Annotated in this window: 17 protein-coding genes; 8 read left to right on the forward strand and 9 right to left on the reverse strand. The window is 70.5% G+C overall.

Annotated features, from left to right (window positions below; genetic code table 11):
• Window positions 1–67: 67 nt before the first annotated feature.
• The 4 genes from ACXNSR_RS34485 to ACXNSR_RS34500 form a co-directional block, all read right to left on the reverse strand.
• On the reverse strand, window positions 68–1,630 hold the full coding sequence (locus tag ACXNSR_RS34485; RefSeq protein WP_458639251.1) for an FG-GAP-like repeat-containing protein: 1,563 nt from the start codon (window positions 1,628–1,630) through the stop codon (window positions 68–70).
• Window positions 1,631–1,791: 161 nt separating this feature from the next.
• The gene (locus tag ACXNSR_RS34490) at window positions 1,792–3,372 is read right to left on the reverse strand and encodes an FG-GAP-like repeat-containing protein (RefSeq protein ID WP_458639252.1); all 1,581 of its coding nucleotides are present in this window, start codon (window positions 3,370–3,372) and stop codon (window positions 1,792–1,794) included.
• Window positions 3,373–4,385: 1,013 nt separating this feature from the next.
• A complete protein-coding gene (locus ACXNSR_RS34495) occupies window positions 4,386–5,039 on the reverse strand; it encodes a CBS domain-containing protein (RefSeq protein ID WP_458639253.1) in 654 nt (217 codons plus the stop codon).
• A gap of 191 nt (window positions 5,040–5,230) precedes the next feature.
• On the reverse strand, window positions 5,231–6,661 hold the full coding sequence (locus tag ACXNSR_RS34500; RefSeq protein WP_458639254.1) for an MBL fold metallo-hydrolase RNA specificity domain-containing protein: 1,431 nt from the start codon (window positions 6,659–6,661) through the stop codon (window positions 5,231–5,233).
• A 203-nt stretch (window positions 6,662–6,864) separates the two neighbouring features.
• Between ACXNSR_RS34500 and ACXNSR_RS34505 the strand changes: the two genes are divergently transcribed.
• The 8 genes from ACXNSR_RS34505 (at window position 6,865) to ACXNSR_RS34540 (ending at window position 14,611) form a co-directional block, all read left to right on the forward strand.
• Entirely contained in the window at window positions 6,865–7,314 is a 450-nt protein-coding gene (locus tag ACXNSR_RS34505; RefSeq protein WP_329096232.1) for a universal stress protein, read from the forward strand.
• A gap of 290 nt (window positions 7,315–7,604) precedes the next feature.
• A complete protein-coding gene (locus ACXNSR_RS34510) occupies window positions 7,605–8,681 on the forward strand; it encodes a zinc-dependent alcohol dehydrogenase family protein (RefSeq protein ID WP_458639255.1) in 1,077 nt (358 codons plus the stop codon).
• 5 nt (window positions 8,682–8,686) lie between these two features.
• The gene (locus ACXNSR_RS34515) at window positions 8,687–9,358 is read left to right on the forward strand and encodes a helix-turn-helix domain-containing protein (RefSeq protein ID WP_458639256.1); all 672 of its coding nucleotides are present in this window, start codon (window positions 8,687–8,689) and stop codon (window positions 9,356–9,358) included.
• The gene (locus ACXNSR_RS34520) at window positions 9,355–10,116 is read left to right on the forward strand and encodes an HAD family hydrolase (RefSeq protein ID WP_458639257.1); all 762 of its coding nucleotides are present in this window, start codon (window positions 9,355–9,357) and stop codon (window positions 10,114–10,116) included. The genes ACXNSR_RS34515 and ACXNSR_RS34520 overlap by 4 nt, the downstream gene beginning before the upstream one ends.
• 340 nt (window positions 10,117–10,456) lie before the next feature.
• Window positions 10,457–10,960 (forward strand): flavodoxin domain-containing protein, encoded by a 504-nt coding sequence (locus ACXNSR_RS34525; protein WP_458639258.1) that lies wholly within the window; start codon window positions 10,457–10,459, stop codon window positions 10,958–10,960.
• A gap of 34 nt (window positions 10,961–10,994) precedes the next feature.
• Window positions 10,995–11,609, forward strand: coding sequence for an Rv1733c family protein (locus ACXNSR_RS34530; RefSeq protein ID WP_458639259.1), 615 nt, complete (start codon window positions 10,995–10,997; stop codon window positions 11,607–11,609).
• Window positions 11,602–14,322 carry a cation-translocating P-type ATPase gene (locus ACXNSR_RS34535; RefSeq protein ID WP_458639260.1) on the forward strand — a complete coding sequence of 907 codons (2,721 nt, stop codon included), beginning with the start codon at window positions 11,602–11,604 and terminating at the stop codon, window positions 14,320–14,322. Before ACXNSR_RS34530 ends, ACXNSR_RS34535 begins: the two co-directional genes overlap by 8 nt.
• Window positions 14,306–14,611 carry a DUF1876 domain-containing protein gene (locus tag ACXNSR_RS34540; RefSeq protein ID WP_329096221.1) on the forward strand — a complete coding sequence of 102 codons (306 nt, stop codon included), beginning with the start codon at window positions 14,306–14,308 and terminating at the stop codon, window positions 14,609–14,611. The genes ACXNSR_RS34535 and ACXNSR_RS34540 overlap by 17 nt, the downstream gene beginning before the upstream one ends.
• 214 nt (window positions 14,612–14,825) lie before the next feature.
• Here the strand turns inward: ACXNSR_RS34540 and ACXNSR_RS34545 are convergent, their stop codons facing one another.
• From ACXNSR_RS34545 to ACXNSR_RS34565, 5 genes are all read right to left on the reverse strand, one after another.
• Window positions 14,826–15,701: a universal stress protein gene (locus ACXNSR_RS34545; protein ID WP_458639261.1), complete on the reverse strand. Its 876-nt coding sequence runs from the start codon at window positions 15,699–15,701 to the stop codon at window positions 14,826–14,828.
• A 210-nt stretch (window positions 15,702–15,911) separates the two neighbouring features.
• On the reverse strand, window positions 15,912–16,571 hold the full coding sequence (locus ACXNSR_RS34550; protein ID WP_458639262.1) for a CBS domain-containing protein: 660 nt from the start codon (window positions 16,569–16,571) through the stop codon (window positions 15,912–15,914).
• A 116-nt stretch (window positions 16,572–16,687) separates the two neighbouring features.
• A complete protein-coding gene (locus tag ACXNSR_RS34555; RefSeq protein WP_458639263.1) occupies window positions 16,688–17,290 on the reverse strand; it encodes a CBS domain-containing protein in 603 nt (200 codons plus the stop codon).
• 139 nt (window positions 17,291–17,429) lie between these two features.
• Complete coding sequence (locus tag ACXNSR_RS34560; RefSeq protein WP_458639264.1) at window positions 17,430–18,296, reverse strand: universal stress protein; 867 nt, start codon at window positions 18,294–18,296, stop codon at window positions 17,430–17,432.
• 102 nt (window positions 18,297–18,398) lie between these two features.
• Complete coding sequence (locus tag ACXNSR_RS34565) at window positions 18,399–19,064, reverse strand: CBS domain-containing protein (protein WP_458639265.1); 666 nt, start codon at window positions 19,062–19,064, stop codon at window positions 18,399–18,401.
• Between the last annotated feature and the right edge of the window lie 64 nt (window positions 19,065–19,128).

Raw genomic sequence — 19,128 nt, forward strand, 5'->3', positions numbered from 1 at the left:
GGGCATGCGGGGTTCTGCCTTCCGTTGGTGGCCTTCTGCGGCATGGGGACGGGTTCCGGGCGCCCGGTCACGAGGGGCGGGGGATGGTGCCGAGGCGGGTCCAGCCCGCCGGGTCGGGGTCGCCGCCGTTGAAGGCGTAGACGGTGGTCGCGCCGTCGGCTTCCCGCAGGAGATAGTCGGCGTGGGTGTCGGCGCCCAGGTCTGCGAGTTGCACGCGGCCTTGGTCGGTGGTCACACCGGAGGCGGTTCGGCCCGCGTACTGCCAGCCGCCGTGGCCGTCCCCGCCGTGGTTGGCGTAGGTTGTAACGCTGCCGTCGGGGTTGACCGTCCAGTAGTCGGCACGGCCGTCGCCGTCGAAGTCCGCCAGGCGCACGCGGCTGCGGTCGGTGGTGGTGCCGGTCGCGATCTGCCCGATCCCGACCCAGCCGCCCCCGCCGGCGGGGTCACCGCCGCGGTTGAGGTGGGCGGTGACGGCCCCGCTCTCGGCGATGGTCAGGTAGTCGGCGCGGCCGTCGCCGTCGAAGTCTGCGAACCGGACCTGCTCGTGCGAGCGGGTGGTGCCCCAGGCGACCTTGCCGCGCTCCTGCCATCCGGCACCGACGTCTCCGCCGCGGTTGAGGTAAGCCGTGACACCACCGTCCGGGGCGATGTACAGGTAGTCGGCGCGCCCGTCCCCGTCGAAGTCGGCGAGGCGTACGCGGGTGCGGTCGGTGGTGACGCCCGTGGCGACCCGGCCGATGTCCTGCCAGGAACCGGCGCCTTCACCGCCGCGGTTGAGCCGGGCCCGGACCTCTCCCGAATCGGCGATGGTGAGCTGGTCCGTGCGCCCGTCGCCGTCGAAGTCCGCCCAGCGGACCCGGTCCGTACCACCCGACTCGGTGCCGGCCCGCGGCGCGGGGGCCGGGTGCACCCACCCGTCGGTGACCGCGGCCTTGAGGCTCTCGTAGTATGCGTCGGCCATCTTGAGGTACCCGGCGTCGTTGGGGTGGAGGCCGTCGGGCATCTCGGTGGCCGGATCCAGGCGCGGGGACGCGACGTAGCGTACGTGGCGGCCGGCCTTGGACCGGGCGTCGACCGCGGCGAGCAGGTCGGTGTTGAAGGTGGTCGTGCGCGCGAACTGGCCGCGGGTGTCGGTAAGCAGGCCCTGGACGATTACGGTGACGGCGGGGTTGTTGGCCTGCAGGCGGTCGATGAGGGAGACCAGGTCGGCCGCGGCGGTGGCGGGGTCAGCGTTGTGGGAGTTGAGGTCGTTGATTCCGAGGTGGAGCAGGACCACGTCGGGCGCGGCGGCGTGCTGCCACTGGTCGATGCCGTCGCGAATGTCCTTGATGGTGTACCCGCTGTGTCCCTCGTTGTCGGGGTCGGGCGTGTTGCCCCAGGAGCCCGATCCGACGAAGTCGGAGGTGTAGCCGCCCCGGGCGGTGATCCGGCTCCACAGCGGGGCGCGGTATCCGGCGCCGCCGGAGCTGCCCGCGCCGGCCGTGATGGAGTCGCCGAGCGGCATGATCCGCACCAACGGGGCGGCCGGCTGCGGTGCTGCGGAGGCGGGGATCGCGCCCGACAGACCGAACGCGGCGGCCCCGGCGAGCACGGTGGTGGCGATGGTCAGAGGGGTGCTGCGCTGTTTCACTGGGGTGGCTTTCGCGATCGTCGGCGTTCGGCCTCGCCAGGAGGCGGGCCCAGCCGGGTTGACGGACAGAAGGGACGGCCGTCCCGTTCCCGCCGAGGGCAGGACCGGGACGGCCGTTCTCATGGGGCCGTGGGAGCTCGACCCGGAAGGACCTTTACGGCTCAGGTGCCGCTGGCCACGACGCCGATGCCCTTCCAGCCGTTGGCACCGGACTGATCGCCGCCGTTCCAGAGCCACACGGAGGCGCTGTTGCCGTCACCGGCGACGATGTAGTCGGCGCGGGTGTCTCCGTCGAAGTCGGCGAACTGGACCTTGGTGTGGTCGGTGGTGACACCGCTGGCGATCTGTCCGACGACCTGCCAGCCGTTCGGGACGACGTCGCCGCCGCGGTTGACGTACAGGTCGACCTTGCCGTCGGGCTTGACGTGGAGGTAGTCGGCCTTGCCGTCACCGTCGTTGTCGGCGAACCGGATGCGGCTGCGGTCGTTGGTGACACCGGCCGCGACCTGGCCGACAGCGGGCCAACCATTGCCGGACTGGTCGCCACCTCGGTTGAGGTACGGGTGCACGGAGCCGCTGTCGGAGAACGCGATGTAGTCGGAGCGGCCGTCGCCGTCCCAGTCCGCGAAACGGACCTTGCTCGGGTTGTTGGTGACGCCCACGGCGACCTTCCCGATGTGCTTCCAGCCGTTGGCGCCCGCCTGGTCACCGCCCTGGTTGAGGTACACCTCGACCGAGCCGTCGGTGTTGATCAGGAAGTAGTCGGCCTTGCCGTCGCCGTCGAAGTCAGCGAAGCGGACCCGGTTGCGGTCGGTGGTCAGACCGGTTGCGACCTTCCCCAGGCCCTGCCAGCCGTTCGCACCGGCGGGGTTGCCGCCGCGGTTGAGCCAGACGGAGACCGAGCCGTTGTCGTCGATGTTGAAGTAGTCGGGCTTGCGGTCGCCGTCGAAGTCGGCCCAGCGGATACGCCCGTTGCCGCCGGACTCGTTGACCGCGGCGGAACGGCGCGAGGTCAGCGTACCGATCCACGAGCCGAGGCCGTCGACGCGGGCGGAGATCGCACTGGTACGGGTCTCGGCCGCGGCGGTGCCGAGGCAGCCGCCCTGCCAGGAGCGGGAGTTGACGCCCACGATCTCGCCGGCCGCGTTCAGCAGCGGGCCGCCGGTGTCGCCCTTGCAGATGGAGTCGGTTCCCTTGCCGGTGATGTTGAGCTCACCGGCGGTGGTGGAGTCGACGGTGAACGAGCCGGTGTGGAGCTTGTCCGTGACCCACTCGGTCTTGGTCCGTCCGAACCCGGCCGCCGTCAGGGTGGCGTTCGCGGCGGGGGCGGAAGCGGCCAAGGCGGTGGTCTGCATGCCGTAGGCGGGCACGGCCAGTCGTACGAGTGCGGCGTCCCGGTCGGTGCGGGGGGCGATCTCGACGACGGCGAGGGACTTGCCGTCACTGAGGGCCGCGGTGGCATTCAGGGCGGGCTTGCCTGCCGGGACCGGGCTTCCGGGTACGGTGGCGAAGCAGCTGGCGGCGGTCAGCACCCACAGCTTGTCGACCAGTGTGCCGGTGCAGGCCCGGCTGTTGGCCTCGTCACCGATGCTGAGCTTCACCGCGGAGCGGAAGGCGCCGGCGGCGGCGTCGGGGCCGACCACCGCGACGGCGGGCGTGGCCGGGAACAGACCCACGGAGGTCACAGCGGTAACGGCGAGCAGACCGCTGAGCCGCGCGGTGCGCGGACGAGGTTCGGACATCTTCTTCCTTCAGGAGAACAGGCGCCGGCAAGCCGTCGCGGGTAGACGCGGACGGATGAAAGCCGACGGCCGAATCGGGGGAGCCGCCCGTCCGACGGTGCGGAGCAGCGGGCGGGCGTCAGCGGCGCTCCGGAGCGGTGGCCATGACGGGCGACTCGGGACTGGCGTGAGCGACCGCGAGGACGGTGCTCCTCAATGGCCTTGGAGCACGGCCTACTTGGCCCCCGCGGTTCAATCCCCTTTATATAAGCGGGATTTGACAGCACTCGTCCAATTCCCAAATCGGACGAATCTGGACAATTGTCTACTATTCATCGTGATGTCCGTCACCCGTCAAAACGGTTGTAGTGATCTTGGTCAAGAGTCGGTATCCGATGTGGCGGAGCGTCATGCGGAAAGCAGCGGTACACCATTGGGACGGAAAGGCGGCGGCATCGCAGGGTCTACGGTGCGGCCGCTTTGTGGAGCTTCGGCAATTGCTTTCCGTCGTGATCGAAACGGAACTCCACAGTCCCCCGCCCAACTCCCACCGGCCGTGGAAGTTGGCGGGAGCAGAGGACGTATCAGTCGATACGCCGGTGGCGGAGAACTTCCCGTCGGACCCCAGGAGCAGCTCGCCATCCGTCTTGCCGTCCCGGTACGCCCTGGGCATTACCGCCCCAGCGTGACGTTGAACTCGATGACCTGGGTCTTGGGGGCAGCGGCCCGGAGTCGCCTACGACCTTCTGCACGAGCGAACCGACGGTGTTGCTCCACCAGTCCGTGTACCGGATGACCGGGGGGTGGGTCGCGGACTCGATGTCCGACTCGTTGTGGAAGGGGGTCATCCCAACCTGGTGCCCGCGTCCATGCGGTCGGAGCACCCGACCGGTGTGTGGTGGTCCGTCAGGAGGTCGAGACGGTCGCCGGGCCACGCCCGGGATGCTCGGGATCGCAGTGGGCCGTGCGCTGTTGAGGCGGCGCGGACCGGATGCCGAGCCGACGGCCGGATGCCGAGCCCGCCCGAAGGGCGCTCAAGCCGGGTGCACGGGTTCGAGCCGACAGCGCACGTCGACGACGCCCTCCACGGCGCGGGCGAGGCGTGCTGCCACCGGGATCAGGCCCGCGTCCCGTACCTGTCCGGTCAGGGTGACGACACCTTGGGAGACCGTGACCTTGACATGGTTGTGGGAGACGGGGAAGAGGAGGAGCACCACGTCGCGCCTGATCTCCTCGGTGAGTGCGTCGTCAGAGCGCAGGAAGACCTTGAGGAGGTCGGCGCGGCTGACGATGCCCTTCAGGTTGCCGTCCGCGTCGACGACCGGGAGCCGCTTCACGTGACGTTCGGCCATGAGGCGGGCGGCCTGGGGGAGCGTGGCGTCAGGATGGATGGTGATGGCCGGGGTGGTCATCAGCTCTTCGGCCCTGAGTGAGCCCGCCTTTGCGGTGTCGCCGAGGTGGCGCATCTGTTCGATCATGCCGGGACGGTGGTCGTGGAACTCCTCCTTCGGGAGGAGGTCGGCCTCGGAGACGACGCCGACGACGTGGCCTTCGCCTTCGACCACAGGGGCGGCGCTCACCTTCCACCGTTCCATGGCGGTGGCGATCTCCTTGAATCCGGCGTCGGGGCTGAAGGCGATGACCTTCTTGGTCATGACGTCGTTGACGGTGTACGGAGTTGAGGTCATGGCAGCGTCCTCGTCGCGGGCGGGTGGGGAAGTCGAGAAAGTGGAGGCGCGGCTCTCGGCGCCTCCTTCCCCAGCGGACTCCACACCGTGTTCATGCCGTGCCTCCAGCCCTTTCCCCCTCAGGTTGACTGCTGCGGTACGGGCTTCGGGAGGGCCTGGCGGCACACATCCCGAGGGCCGACCGGTCCCGGTCACCGCACGAGGACGCCCTCTCCCGAGCGGGGTACGACAGCCGTCCAGCCCAGTTCGCGGTCGATGCGGTCGCGCAGGGTTTGCGCCGCCGACTCCTCCCCGTGGACGAGGTAGGTGGTGTGCGGGGCGGGGGCGCCGCGCAGCCAGTCGATGATCTGGCCGGCGTCGGCGTGGGCGGAGAAGTGGGGTACGTCGGCGACCTCGGCGCGGACGGGCACGTACTCGCCGAACATCTTGAGGGTCCGGGCGCCGTCGACGAGGTCGCGGGCGCGGGTGCCGGCGGCGGCGAAGCCGACGATGACGACCGCGTTGCGGGGGTCGGGCAGGATGCGGTGGAGGTGGTGCAGGACCCGTCCGCCGGTTGCCATGCCGGCCGAGGAGACGATGATCGCGGGGCCGGTGCTGTTGTTGATGTCGATGGATTCCTGGACGCTGCGGGCGGCCAGGAAGGGGTCCGGGCTGATGGCGGCCTCGCCCTGGGCGAGGGCCTCGGGCCGCAGCTCGGGGGAGTGGCTGCGCAGGGCTTCGCGGTAGACGTCGAGGGCGGCGAGTGCCATGGGGCTGTCGACGTAGACGGGGACGTGTCGGGGGAGCGTGCCGTCGCGCCGCAGGCCGGCGAGCTCGTGCAGGACGACCTCGGTGCGGTCGATGGCGAAGGCCGGGATGACGACGGTGCCACCGCGCGAGAGCGCTCGGGAGATGACGGCGGCGAACTCCCGCTGAGCCGCTGCGCTGTCGTGGCTGCGGTCGCCGTAGGTGGATTCCATGAGGAGGACGTCGGCGCCGGAGAACGGGTCCGGCGGCAGCAGGAGGGGGTGGCCGGGGCGGCCGAGGTCTCCGCTGACCGCGAGGGTGTGGCCGTCCTCCAGGGTGAGGCGGGCCCATGCGGAGCCGAGGATGTGGCCGCCGTGGTGGAGCCTCAGCAGGGTGCCGCCCATGATCTCGACCTCGGCTCCCGTCTCCACAGGGTCGAAGAACTTCACGGTCTGGTCGACGTCGTTGTCGTCGTAGAGGGGCTTGGCGGGCTGGTGCTTGGACCAGCCGTGGTCGTTGGCGTGCTGGGCCGCTTCCATCTGGAGCCGGGCGCTGTCGCGGAGGACGATCTCGGCGAGACGGGCCGTGTGGGCGCTGGTCAGGATCGGGCCGCGGAAGCCGTGCCGGACCAGGCGGGGAAGGTAGCCGCAGTGGTCGAGGTGCGCGTGGGTGACGACGACCGCGTGGATGTCCTTGGCGTCGCAGGCGAGCTTTTGCCAATTGCGCCGTCGCAGGTCCGCGAAACCCTGGAAGAGCCCGCAGTCGACGAGGACCCGGACGTGGTCGCTCTCGACCAGGAACTTGCTGCCGGTGACCGTTCGCACACCGCCCAGGAACCGCAGCAGCGCAGGGCGTGAGGTCGGGGCGGCAGGGGTGCTCGGGGCTGTCTCGGTCATGACCAGCCCTCCTTCGGGTCAGGGTCCGGCCGTGGCCTTCACCATCCACTCTGGACCCCGCGGCCGGGAGGGGCCCGGCAGGCCTCCGGCTGGGGGCCGTCCGGCCCATACGTGCGGCCTGCCGGTGACGTTCCGCCGTGTCGCGTGGCGGTGTGCGTGGGGTTCGGAGACTGTGGATGTACCGGCGTCGGAAGGTGAACGCGATGGACAGGCAGGATGGGGCTCCAAAGATCGTGGTGGGAGTCGACGGTTCGCCGTCCTCCCGGGCCGCGCTTCGTTGGGCGGTCCGGTACGCAGGCCTCGTGGGCGGGAAGGTGGAGGCCGTCGCGGCGTGGGACGTGCCCGGTGCCGCTTCGTGGTCGGCCCCCGCGGTGGACACGGTGTTCGACGAGGAGGAGGCCGAGCGAGGCCTGGTCGAGGAGGTCCGTACGGTCCTCGGCGAGGAGGGCGGGTCCCTGGTGCACCAGCGCTTGGTGCGAGGCAATGCGACCGAAGTCCTGGTGGATGCAGCCGAGGGCGCCGACATGCTGGTCGTGGGCAGCCGGGGCCGGGGCGGCTTCCGCAGGGCCCTGCTCGGTTCCGTGAGTGTTCAGGTGGCGCTCCATGCTTCCTGCCCGGTGACGATCATCCGGCCTGACGTACCCGTCGAATGATCTCCGGGCGGACGTGCCGAGCGCGGGTTGTTTCGCGCACGCCTGTCGGGACCTCGGCCAGGTCGCGGGCGCCCTTCACCGGAAGACCGGGCCGGCGAGGCGAACCGTCTCGGTGACGCCGGCGCAACACCGGTCGGCGCAAGCCGCTGCGGCTACGCCTGTCCGGCACGGCCCTCGGCATGGGCCCGGACGGCCCCGCTGCGGGGCCGTTCGGCCCGTGCACGCCGCCGTCCAAGAAGTCAGGCTGGAGGTACCGACACCTGACGAGACGGAAAGGGAAGGGCGGCATCATGAAGGCACTCGTCTTCCACGGGCCCGGACAGACCTCCTGGCAGGACGTTCCGGACCCGAGCATCAAGGACGCCGCCGATGCGGTGGTCCGCGTCGACGCGGTCACCATCTGCGGTACCGACCTGCACATCATCAAGGGCGACGTTCCCGAGGTGACCCCGGGCCGGATCCTGGGCCACGAAGCCGTCGGCACCGTCGTCGAGACCGGTGGCGATGTCCGCAGCGTCCGCCCCGGCGACCGGGTGCTGATCTCCTGCATCTCCTCCTGCGGCCGCTGTCGGTTCTGCCGGGAAGGCCACTACGGCCAGTGCCGCGGAGGCGGCGGCTGGGTCCTGGGCCACACCATCGACGGCACGCAGGCCGAATACGTCCGCGTCCCCTTCGCCGACCTCTCCGTCCACCCGCTGCCCAGCGCCGTCGACAGCTATGACGCCGTGCTGCTCGCCGACATCTTCCCCACCTCCTACGAGGTGGGCGTCCTGAACGGCAAGGTGCAGCCCGGCGACACGGTGGTCGTGGTCGGTGTCGGCCCCATCGGCCTGGCCGCCATCGCCACCGCCCGGCTCTACAGCCCCGGCCGGATCATCGCCGTCGACCTCGCCGACTCCCGGCTGGCCGCCGCCCGTGAACTGGGCGCGGACGCGACGGCACGTGCGGACGAGCAGCCCGAGCGGCTGGTCGAGGACCTGACCGACGGGCTCGGCGCCGACGTCGTCATGGAGGCGGTCGGCGTGCCGGAAGCCTTCGAGATGTGCACGCGGATGGTCCGCCCCGGCGGCCACGTCGCCAACATCGGCGTCCACGGCAAGCCGGCCACCCTCCACCTCGAAGACCTCTGGATCAAGGACGTCACCCTCACCACCGGCCTCGTCGACACCTACTCGACACCGATGCTGCTGAAGATGATGGCCGCCGGCCGCCTCCCCGCGACCTCGCTGATCACCCATCGCTTCGAGCTCGGGCAGATGGAGGAGGCGTACGACGTCTTCTCCCGGGCAGCCGAGACCGGAGCCCTGAAGGTGGCGTTGGGCGGCCCCCAGCACAACACCCTGACCGTGCAGACCCCGGGGAAGTGACCGTCATGCCCAGCACGGCACCGAAGCCCGCACAGGAAGTCGGACACACCGACCTGGGCCGGCGCATCGCCGCCCGGCGCGCACAGCTCGGTCTCACCCGCGAGCAGGTGGGCGATCGCTGCGGGGCGGACGCCTCGTACATCGCCTACCTGGAGGAGCGGGCCGCCAACCCCGGCAGGGGTTCTCTGGCACGGCTCGCCGACGCGCTGGGGACCACCGTCGCGGAACTGACCGGCGCCACCACCGATCAACCGCCGGGCCGGGGGACCGCCTGGCTGGACACCGAACTCGTGGAGCTCAGTGAGGCCGAGTGCCGCCGACTGCTCTCGACACACGGCATCGGCCGCGTCGCGGTTTTCACCGCCGAGGGACCCGCGATCTTCCCGGTCAACTACGTCGTCGCCGGGGACGACATCGCCTTCCGGACCTCCGGCGAGGCGTTGCTCGCCCGCGCCGCCGGCTCCGAGGTAGCCTTCGAAGTCGACCACATCGACGACGCGATGAAGCAGGGCTGGAGCGTGATGGCCGTCGGCGAAGTCGCCGGGGTCACCGACGGCGACGCCCTGCAGCGCCTGGACGCCCTCGCACGCTCGCTGCCCTGGGCGGGCGGCCACCGTACGCACTGGATGTCGATCACCCCTGTCCGGGTCACCGGCCGGCGCGTGGCCCGTCAGTGAAACGGGTCCGGGCCGTCGTCTTCGACACCGACGGCGTCCTGCTCGATTCCGCGGTGCTCCACGCGGCCGCTTGGAAGACCGCCTTCGACGGCTGCCTGGAGGTATGGGCCGCGGATGGGATGGATGGCACGACGCGGCAGCCCTTCGACGCCGATCGTGAATACCGGGATCTGGTCGACGGAAAATCCCGTGACGACGGGGCCCGCGCCTTCCTGGGCGCCCGGGGGATCGATCTGCCGCCGGGCGAGCGCGGGGACACGCCTGGCTGCGGCACGGTCCGGGCGGTCGCCGCGCTGAAGGAGCAGATCTTCACTCAGAACCTCCGCTCCCGTGCCATCGACGCGTTCTCCGACGTCCACCCGGCCCTCAACGAACTGAAGGCCCAAGGCGTGCGGTACGCGGCGGTCTCAGCGTCCCGGCACGCCCGTGTGCTGCTGAAGTCCGCGGCCCTCGCGAGTCTCTTCGACGCCCTCGTGGACGGCGAGGACGCGGCACGACTCGGCCTGGCCGGCAAGCCCGATCCCGCGCTCTTCCTCGAAGCGGCCGCGCGTCTGGGCAGCGTCCCCGAGGACACGGCGGTCGTGGAGGACGCGATCGCCGGGGTCGAGGCCGGCATCAGGGGACGCTTCGGCCTGGTCGTCGGCATCGACAGGTCGCCCGATGCGCACAGGGCCGACGCCCTGCGCGCAGGAGGCGCGAACCTCGTGCTGGCCGACCTGGCTGCTCTGCCCGCCGTACTTCGCGGGCAGGTGCCATGACGAACTCCTGGGCCCGGGAGTTCGGCAGGTACGACCAGGGCCCGCCCGGGGTGGGTACCGGGTGGGCCCGCTGAGTGCCGACGAGGGCCGAACGGTCCCCGCACGGCCCCATGAGACCCATGTGAACGGCTCCCTTCCGCGGGAGCGTGAAGGCAGACACCCGAAGGGTGCCCGCAGGAGGCCGGAAGGCCGGCGCACGATGCCGGGTGCCCGGATCGAGCAGAGATGCAGCGCCTTCCGCGCGGAGCAGACTGAGAGTACGGAAGAAGGACCACTCGGAGCTCCGCGGCGGATCCGTCCGGCCGGAGCGGTCGGTGACGAGTGGGAACGGAGAGTCGTCATGGCGCAGAAAAGAGTGCTCGTGGCCTACGGCAGCAAGCACGGAGCGACGGCCGGTATCGCCTCACAGATCGGCCGGACCCTCCGGGAGGACGGTCTCGATGCCACCGTGCTTCCCGCCGACGACGTGAAGGACGTGAGGGGATACGACGCCGTGGTGCTGGGCGGTGCCCTCTACGCCGGTCACTGGAGCGGCAAGGCCAAGCGTTGCGCGGAACGCAACGCCGACTACCTCAAGCACCGGCCTGTCTGGCTGTTCAGCAGTGGCCCGGTCGACAGCAGCGCGGAGCAGCACGAGATCCCGCCCGTGCCCGCCGTGGCCCGGGAGATGGAGCGCATCGGGGCGCGTGAGCACCGGACCTTCGGCGGCAGCATCACCTCGGGCACGCCGGGCTTGATCGCCCGGGCCATGGTCCGGGCGGGCAAGGGCGGCGACTTCCGCAATCCGGAGCAGATCCAGAGCTGGGCCCATCACATCAGTGCCGAACTCGCCGCTGCCCACTGAGCGGCTCGGCACCGTTACAGCGCGGAGGTGTGGCATGTTCCACCGAAGCTCGTCCGGTCCAGGGCGCAGGCGTCATGCTCAGGCCAACCCGCTCCGGCGGGCGACGGATCGTACGCGCAGCCGCTGGATCGCCGCTTTCGTGCTCTCGTGCGTTCTCGCCGTGGTCTGTGGGGTCGAGGTGGGACTGACCGCTGTGGACAACGGACTGCGCGCGGCCGCGGAGCAGGCACGGCACCGCCACCTCGTGAAAGCGACCACGATCGGCGAGCCCGCGCCTCACTCCTCGACCCGGGCGGGCGCGGTCACGACGACAGCGCGTGCGCAGTGGGAGTTTCCCTCGGGAACCCGCCACGCCTCCGCCCTTCCCGTCCTGGCAGGGACACCCGTGGGACGCACCGTCACTCTGTGGGTCGACGACAACGGTGCGGTGGCCTCAGCTCCCCGAACCGGGGCCGCAGCGGCGTCGGACGCAGTCGCGGCCGGAGCGGGCAGCGCGGCCCTGATCGCACTCGCGAGCGCCGGGGTCGTCCTCCTGCGGCTTCGCCGCCTCGAGGCACGCAACCTCGCGGAGTGGGAGCACGGATGGGAACGCGTCGAACCGGGCTGGTCCGGCCGACTGCGGCATGGTCGGGAGGCCGGTGATGACTGAGGCGCCCTCACGCCCGAAGGCCGCCGAGCCGGGCCCACAGGCCGGCGGCGCCCTCGACCCTTTGGAGCCCCTGCCGCTGTTGCGTCGCGAACTGGGAACGGGGGAGAGGGGGCTCTCCGATCGTGAGGCGGCGCGTCGCCTGGCCGTGTACGGCCCGAACGAGGTGCGCCGCAAGGCGCGCACGTCGCTGGGACGTGAACTCGTCCGCCAGCTGGTCCATCCCCTCGCCCTGCTGCTGTGGGCGGCGGCTGCCATGGCCTTCGTCGCGGACATCGCCGTACTCGGCTGGGCGATCGTCGCCGTCATCCTCCTCAACGCGGGTTTCGCCCTGCTCCAGGAGCGCCAGGCCGAGCAGGCAGTGGAGACCCTCGCGCACTATCTGCCGACCCATGCCACGGTGATCCGGAACGGTCGGCAGGAGACCGCCGAGGCACGCGACCTCGTGCCCGGCGATCTCATCGTCCTCGACGAAGGCGACAAGATCCCGGCCGACGCCCGGCTGACCGAAGGGGGCATCGAGGCGGATCTGTCGATGCTCACCGGAGAGTCGGCCCCGGCCGACCGCGTGGCCGGCCCGGGCCTCGTCGGTGCCCCGATGATCCAGGAGCCGAACCTGGTATTCAGCGGCACCACCTGCACCGGAGGCCAGGCCCAGGCCATCGTGTTCGCCACCGGCGACCACACCGAGATCGGCCGCATCGCCGCCCTGAGCCAGCGCACCCACCGCGACCCCAGCCCGCTGGAACAGCAGGTCAAGAAGGTCGCCTGGCTCATCGCCGCCGTGGCTGTCGCGATGGGGGCCGTGTTCCTCGTCATCGGCGTCGCAGTGGGCCTGCCGCTGACCGACTCCCTGATGTTCGCCATCGGCCTGCTCGTCGCCAACGTACCCGAGGGCCTGCTGCCCACCATCACGCTCGCCCTGGCCGTCGGCGTACGGGTCCTCGCCCGGCAAGGCGCCGTCATCAAACGGCTCAGCGCCGTCGAGACGCTCGGATCCACCAACGTCATCTGCACGGACAAGACCGGCACCCTGACCCGGAACCGGATGCGGCTCCAGGGAACCTGGACACCGTCGAACGGCACGGACAGCGGTCCGTGGACGGGCGAGCTGTTGCGTGCAAGCTCCCTGTGCACGACGGTCGCCCGGGAGGAGAACGGCCAACTGCACGGGGATCCCACGGAGGTCGCCCTGGTCGAAGGGTCCGCCGCCCATGCGGCGCCGGTCGACCTCGAAGCCAGGGATGCGGGGCGACGGGCCCAGTTCCGGTTCGACCCGCGGCTGCGCCGGATGTCCGTGATCCAGGACGACGGCGCGCGGGGCCTCCGCGTCATCGTGAAGGGTGCGCCCGAGGCGGTGCTGAGTCGCCTCACGGACGGTACGGCATCGGCCGCTGACGCGGCGGAGAGGCTCGCCCGGGACGGGATGCGCGTCCTCGCGGTCGCGGAGCGTGAACTGCCGGCCGGGTCCTTGCCGCCGGGCAGCCGGGAAGACGCGGAGCAGGGTCTGCGGCTCCTCGGCCTCGTCGGGCTGTACGACCCTCCGCGTCCGGAGGTCGCGGCCGCCGTCCGGCGCTGTCACGAAGCCGGGCTGAGGGTGCACATCGTCACCGGCGACAACGGAGCCACCGCTGCCGCCGTCGCCGGCGAGGTCGGCATCGGCGTACCGCACCTGCACGTCGTGGCGCAGTCCGAGTCCATCAACGATCACGAGCTCGACCACCTGCTCACCCTGCCGGACACGGAGGTCGTCTTCGCGCGCTCCTCACCGGAGACCAAGCTGAAGGTGGCGGATGCCCTGCGCGCCCATGGGCAGATCGTCGCCATGACCGGAGACGGGGTCAACGACGCCCCTGCTCTGCACCGGGCCCACATCGGTGTGGCGATGGGTCTCTCCGGCACGGACGTGGCCCGCGAGGCGTCCACCATGGTGCTGACCGACGACAACTTCGCCACCATCGTCACCGCGATCGAATCCGGCCGCCGTGTCTACGACAACGTTCGCAAGTTCATCGTCTACATCTTCGCCCACGCCCCGGCCGAGATCGTCCCGTTCCTGGTGTTCGCCCTGTCGGCGGGTACGGTCCCGCTGCCGCTGACCGTGATGCAGATCCTCGCCATCGACCTCGGAACCGAAACCCTGCCCGCCCTCGCCCTCGGCCGGGAGAGGGCCGAGCCCGGTGTCATGAGCCGCCCGCCGAGGCCGAGCACGCAGGGTGTCATCTCCCGCGACATGCTCGTCCGCAGCTGGGGCTATCTGGGCATGGTCTCCCCGGCGCTGGTCATGACCGCCTTCTTCTACGTCCTGTGGCGCGCGGGCTGGCACCCGGGGGACGCGACCGGCCCGGGCAGCCCGCTTCACCACGCCTACGTCACCGCGACGACCGCCACCTTCGCGGGCATCGTCACCTGTCAGGTCGGCACCGCCATTGCCGCCCGCACCGACCATGCCGCCCTCCGCGACATCGGTTTCTTCACCAACCCCCTGCTCCTGGCCGGCATCGCGTTCGAACTCGTCTTCACCGCGGCGCTCGTCTACGTGCCGCCGCTGCAGGGCATCTTCGGGACGGCCGCACTGCCCCTCGACGCCGTCGCCCTCATAGCGGTCTTCCCCGTGCTCGTCTGGGGCACCGACGAACTGCGGCGCCGGGCGCGTCGAAACCGCCTCCACACCTCTCACCGACACCGGGAGACCCACCATGTCGCACACCGCTGAATGGAAGGTCCGGCTCTTCCTGTTCGAAGAGGACCGCACGACCAAGGCCCGACTGGAACTGGACACCGGCACCACCAGGATCACCGGGCACGGCACCGCTCGCTGCAACCCGCAGGACAGCGACGTTCCCGAGATCGGCGACGAACTCGCCGTCGCCCGGGCCATGGAGGACCTGGCCCTGCAGATGAAGCGCACCGCGTACGGCGACATCGGTGCCGTCGGAGCGGGGACACGCCCGCAGGACTCGCTCAAGCCGTATACCGGGTGGCTGGACGCCGCCGCCTCATAGCCAGCCTGACCATGTCGCCGCCGTCGGACGACGTCGAGGAATTCCGCGACCGCTCTGCGGGGAACCGGATCCGGGCGAGCAGCCACGGGTCGAGACCGTCGGGAAGGAGCTCCGCGACCGCGGCACGGCCCGCTGACGACGCGGGGGACGACGCTTTCGGGGTCCAAGCGCTGTACGGACGCGGGACGGTTCCCGTCTGTCTGTGCTGTCGGCCTCAGTCGTGAGCGACGACGGCGACCGGCGAGGTTGCGTGATGCATCACGGCGTGGGTGATGGGGCCGATGTGGGCGCCGACCGGGGTGCGCCGGATGCGTCGGCCGACCACGACGAGGGCCGCCTCCCGAGCGGCATCGAGGATCTGGTCCGCGGGCCGGCCGACGACGGCGCGCGCGTCGATGCTCACCGTCGGGAACTTCTCACGCCATGGGGCCAGCATGTCGTCCAGCGCCGCGGTGATGCCGTGCTGGATCTCCTCGTTGATCCCGGGCTCGAGTACGGGTGAGTAGCTCATGATCGGCGGTGGCGACCATCCGTTGATGACGACCAGCGGGCATCCGCGGTGCGAAGCCTCCTCGAAGGCGAACGCGAGGAGGCCGTTACACGGGTGCTGAATGTCCACCCCGGCCACGACCGGTCCACGATCCCGGCCTCCGTCGGGCGGGTTCCCCTCACGATCGACGGACCGTACGAGGACGACCGGTCGCTCCGTTGCCGCGATGACGTTCGTCCCGACGGACCCGACGAGGAATCCGGCGACGGAGCCCAAGCCGCGCGTGCCGAGCACCAGCATGTCGGAATCCTTGGCGGCGGACGCGAGAGCGAGGTCGGGCAGTCCACCGACCCGGCGCGTGGTGATCTCCAGCGACGGATGGTCGAGGCGGACCACTTCGGACGTCCTGTGCAGGACCTCCGTGGCCCAGCGTCTGCGTTCCTCCGTGGTGGTGACGGGTAGCGGCGGATTCTCCAGCCATTCCTCGGCATGGACGAGGTCCAGGGAGGCTCCCCGCAGCTCCGCCTCGCGGCCGGCCCAGCGGGCGGCGGCGGTGCTCTCGGGCTTTCCGTCCAGGCCCACGGTGATGCGGTGCGGCATGTGTCCTGCTCCTTCTGATCGAGTACCCGGCTCTCCTTACAGGCTCGACCCGACGGCGCCGGATCGCGACGGGCCGAGCGGCCCCTCGGGCGGCCCCACTCGACGTCCGGCGAGGACGCCACCGGCGAGGTGGCGTGGCGGTCCACGGCGTGTTCCTCGCAGGTCCGGGTGTGCGGTGTCCGAGGGCTCGGTAGCGAGCGAGGCCGGGCGTCAGCGGCCGGGTGCGCTGTCGTCGACCGCGTATCCGAGGTGCTGCGTCACCTGCACCACTCCGTCAACGGTGCGGCACAGCCTTTCGATCACCGGGACCAGGCTCTTGAACTGCACGGAACCGTGCAGTTCGACCCGGCCGTCGGCTACCTGGACGGTGATCGCGTCGAGGTCCTGGCGCAGAGTGCGGTCGAGTACATCGCCGATGATCTCCTGGCGGATGGTGTCGTCGTCGCGTAGGAAGATCTTCAGTAGATCGCGCCGGCTGACGATGCCCACCAGCTTGTCCGCCGCGTCGACGACCAGAAGTCGTTTGACACCTTGTGCCTCCATGAGCCGGGCCGCTTCGGCAACGGTCCAGTCCGGCCCGGCGCACACGGCGGGAGCCGACATGAGTTCCTCGGCCCGCGTGGCCTCCGCCTTCTCGTGCTCCAGAGCGTCAGTCACGGGCAGCGAGCGGAAGAAGTCCCCCTGATCTGCCGACTTCGGCAGGAGGTCTCCTTCAGATACGACGCCCAGGGGATGTCCTGCGTCGTCGACGACGGCGACGGCCGACACCTGGTGTTCGGTGAGGGTGCGGACGATGTCCTTGAACGGCGCGCCGCCCGGCACCGTCACGACCTCGCGGGTCATCAGCTCGCCTACTTCTCGGTGTTTCACGGTCTACTCCTACCGTCCTGCGGCCCTGTGGATGTCGACCGACATGTCGTCGTCTTCGAACATGAGCCGATTGACCACGTCCACACGCCCCCGGAGTGGATCGGCTCCGGTGCCCTTCATCCGGACACGCCGACGTCCAGCGTGGCCGTGACATCGACGACGCCCGGCACGGTGCGTGCGACACGTACCACCATGTCCCGGGTGGCGGAATCGGGAACGGTGCCGCGGAGGTAGACGATCCCGTTCGCCACGTGGACATAGACCTCGGCGGATCCGGTCGGCAGGAGGTACGCAGTGAGCAGCTCGCGCAGTTCGGTTCCGATGTCTTCATCCGGCCGGAGGTAGATCTTGAGCAGATCGCCCCGGCTGACGACGCCGACGAGGTGGTTGTCGCCGTCGACCACGGGCAGTCGCTTGAGGTGGCCGCGGGCCATGAGGCGGGCAGCACCGGCGATGGTGGCGTCCTTGGTCACGGTCACCGCAGGTACGGTCATCAGCTGCCCGGCGGTGACGGCGCGGGACTCGTCCATGCCCTGCGCCTTCAGCAGCAGGTCGGCCTCGGAGACCACGCCCGCGACGCGTCCGTCCGCGGACAGCACGGGCAGGGCGCTGATGCGCCACTCCCGCATGGTCTCCACGATGTCCTTGAACTGGGCTCCGGTGTCGACGGAGATGGCGGCACCGGTCATGACGTCGTCGACGGTGCGCGGAGACTTCATGACTCCTCCGGGAGCAGTGGTCGGTATCGGCCTCTTCGAATCTGCGGGCCGACAGGGAGTAGGGACCAGGTCATCCGTCGTGCAGCCGAGTGTCTGCTCCACGCCGACAGCGCCGTTGCTCCTTGTCCGGGACCGGACATCAGGCGTGGGCGATGACGGCGGCCGGCGCGGGACAGTGATGCAGAACGGCGTGTGCCACCGAGCCCAGATGCGCGCCCAGCGGCGAACGGCGTGTCCGCCGCCCCACCACCACGAGGTCCGCGCCGGCCGCCTCCCGGACGAGTTCGCGACCGGCTGACCCCATGTACGCGCGCGTGGTGACGTCCACCGAGGGGAACTTGTGCCGCCACGGCAGCAGCATGTCATCGAGCATCCGCGTGACACTCGCACCGATCTCCCGCTCGTTCTCCGGGTCGAAGAAGGGGGCGTACTCGTAGGCGGCCGGGAGCTTCCACCCGTGGACGGCGCGCAGGGGGCAGCCTCGGATCGAGGCCTCTTCGAAGGCGAAGGACAGGACGTGGTCCGCGGCCTCGTGGATGTCGACACCCACGACGATCCCGCCCCGCGCGTCGGGGACCGGCCGGTCCGGCCCGTCCGCCCGCACCAGAACCACGGGTGTCTCCGTGGCGATCACGGTCGACAGGCCGACCGAGCCGATGAGGAATCCGGCCAGGCCGCCGATCCCCCTGGAGCCGAGGACGAGCAACCCGGCATCCAGGGCGTCGGCCGCGAGAACAGCGGCCGGCCGGCCGGAAAGGCATCGAGTGGTGATCTCCGTACGCGGATGGCGGCTCCGCTGCTCCTGTGCTGCTTCGGCGAGTGCCTCGTCTGCCCACCGGTCGGCCTTCTCGCGGCCCGTCCGGGGGATCGCAGGGGCCACAGGCCAGTCGACGGCGTGGACCAAGCGAAGCGGAACGTTCCGTAGAGCGGCCTCCTGGCCGCCCCAGCGCGCTGCTGCCCGGCCTTCGGGCGAACCGTCGACGCCGACGATCACGTGGTGTCCCATGGCATGCCCTCTCCGTGTCACACGGTTGCGTGTGCTGTACCTCCAGAGTCACCCGGATCCGGGGACGGGACAGACCGTGTGTCCCCGCCCAGGCCTCGCCCGTCACCACGGCATGGTCTGGGTCGTTCGGGTCGGCGGGGCGAGCAACGAATCGTCGATGCGGCCGGTGACGCTGGACGCGACCGCCACCACTCCGTCCAGGCGTTCGACCAGACGGACCAGGACCGGAACCTGGCTCTGCCTGTCCACCGCGCCGGACAGCGTGACGACCCCGTCCAGGACGTGCACCTCGACCGAGTCGGCGCGCACGTCGAAGACGTCGCGGAGGACCTCATCGATCACCCGGCGCCGGATTTCGGCGTCGGGACGCAGGAAGAGCCGAAGCAGGTCACGCCGAGTGACTATCCCGACGAGCCGGTCCTCCTCGTCCACGACGGGAAGGCGTTCCACGTTCCGGCGTGTCATGAGGCGTGCGGCGTCGGCCGCGGTCTCTTCCGCGTGGACGGTCACCGCCGGGGTGGACATCACCTCGCCCGCCGTGACTTCGGCGATGGAGGAGGCCTCGGAGTGCGGGGCGACAGGGGTTCCCTGTCTGATCAGGAGATCACTTTCGGAGACGACGCCGACCACCCGGTCCTCGTCGTCGACCACGGGCAGTCCGCTGACGTCGTGCTGTGCGAGCAGTTTCGCGACATCCTTGAAGGAGGTGGCCGACACCACGGCGACAACCTCGTCCGTCATCAGGTCTCCCACCTTGATGTGCTTCATGGAGGTACCTCCCGCCCTCTCGCGCCGCCCGGGGCAGTGCCGCCGCCCGGGGATTCAGGGTCAA

This window comes from Streptomyces sp. NC-S4, from assembly GCF_054353315.1.

Excerpts from the sequence above, each read along its gene's own strand:
- ACXNSR_RS34525 (WP_458639258.1), top strand. The coding sequence starts at position 10,457 with ATGGCGCAGAAAAGAGTGCTCGTGGCCTACGGCAGCAAGCACGGAGCG.
- ACXNSR_RS34495 (WP_458639253.1), bottom strand. The coding sequence starts at position 5,039 with ATGACCTCAACTCCGTACACCGTCAACGACGTCATGACCAAGAAGGTC.
- ACXNSR_RS34510 (WP_458639255.1), top strand. The coding sequence starts at position 7,605 with ATGAAGGCACTCGTCTTCCACGGGCCCGGACAGACCTCCTGGCAGGAC.
- ACXNSR_RS34490 (WP_458639252.1), bottom strand. The coding sequence starts at position 3,372 with ATGTCCGAACCTCGTCCGCGCACCGCGCGGCTCAGCGGTCTGCTCGCC.
- ACXNSR_RS34555 (WP_458639263.1), bottom strand. The coding sequence starts at position 17,290 with ATGAAGTCTCCGCGCACCGTCGACGACGTCATGACCGGTGCCGCCATC.
- ACXNSR_RS34560 (WP_458639264.1), bottom strand. The coding sequence starts at position 18,296 with ATGGGACACCACGTGATCGTCGGCGTCGACGGTTCGCCCGAAGGCCGG.
- ACXNSR_RS34500 (WP_458639254.1), bottom strand. The coding sequence starts at position 6,661 with ATGACCGAGACAGCCCCGAGCACCCCTGCCGCCCCGACCTCACGCCCT.
- ACXNSR_RS34505 (WP_329096232.1), top strand. The coding sequence starts at position 6,865 with ATGGACAGGCAGGATGGGGCTCCAAAGATCGTGGTGGGAGTCGACGGT.
- ACXNSR_RS34540 (WP_329096221.1), top strand. The coding sequence starts at position 14,306 with ATGTCGCACACCGCTGAATGGAAGGTCCGGCTCTTCCTGTTCGAAGAG.
- ACXNSR_RS34535 (WP_458639260.1), top strand. The coding sequence starts at position 11,602 with ATGACTGAGGCGCCCTCACGCCCGAAGGCCGCCGAGCCGGGCCCACAG.
- ACXNSR_RS34530 (WP_458639259.1), top strand. The coding sequence starts at position 10,995 with ATGTTCCACCGAAGCTCGTCCGGTCCAGGGCGCAGGCGTCATGCTCAG.
- ACXNSR_RS34565 (WP_458639265.1), bottom strand. The coding sequence starts at position 19,064 with ATGAAGCACATCAAGGTGGGAGACCTGATGACGGACGAGGTTGTCGCC.
- ACXNSR_RS34545 (WP_458639261.1), bottom strand. The coding sequence starts at position 15,701 with ATGCCGCACCGCATCACCGTGGGCCTGGACGGAAAGCCCGAGAGCACC.
- ACXNSR_RS34515 (WP_458639256.1), top strand. The coding sequence starts at position 8,687 with ATGCCCAGCACGGCACCGAAGCCCGCACAGGAAGTCGGACACACCGAC.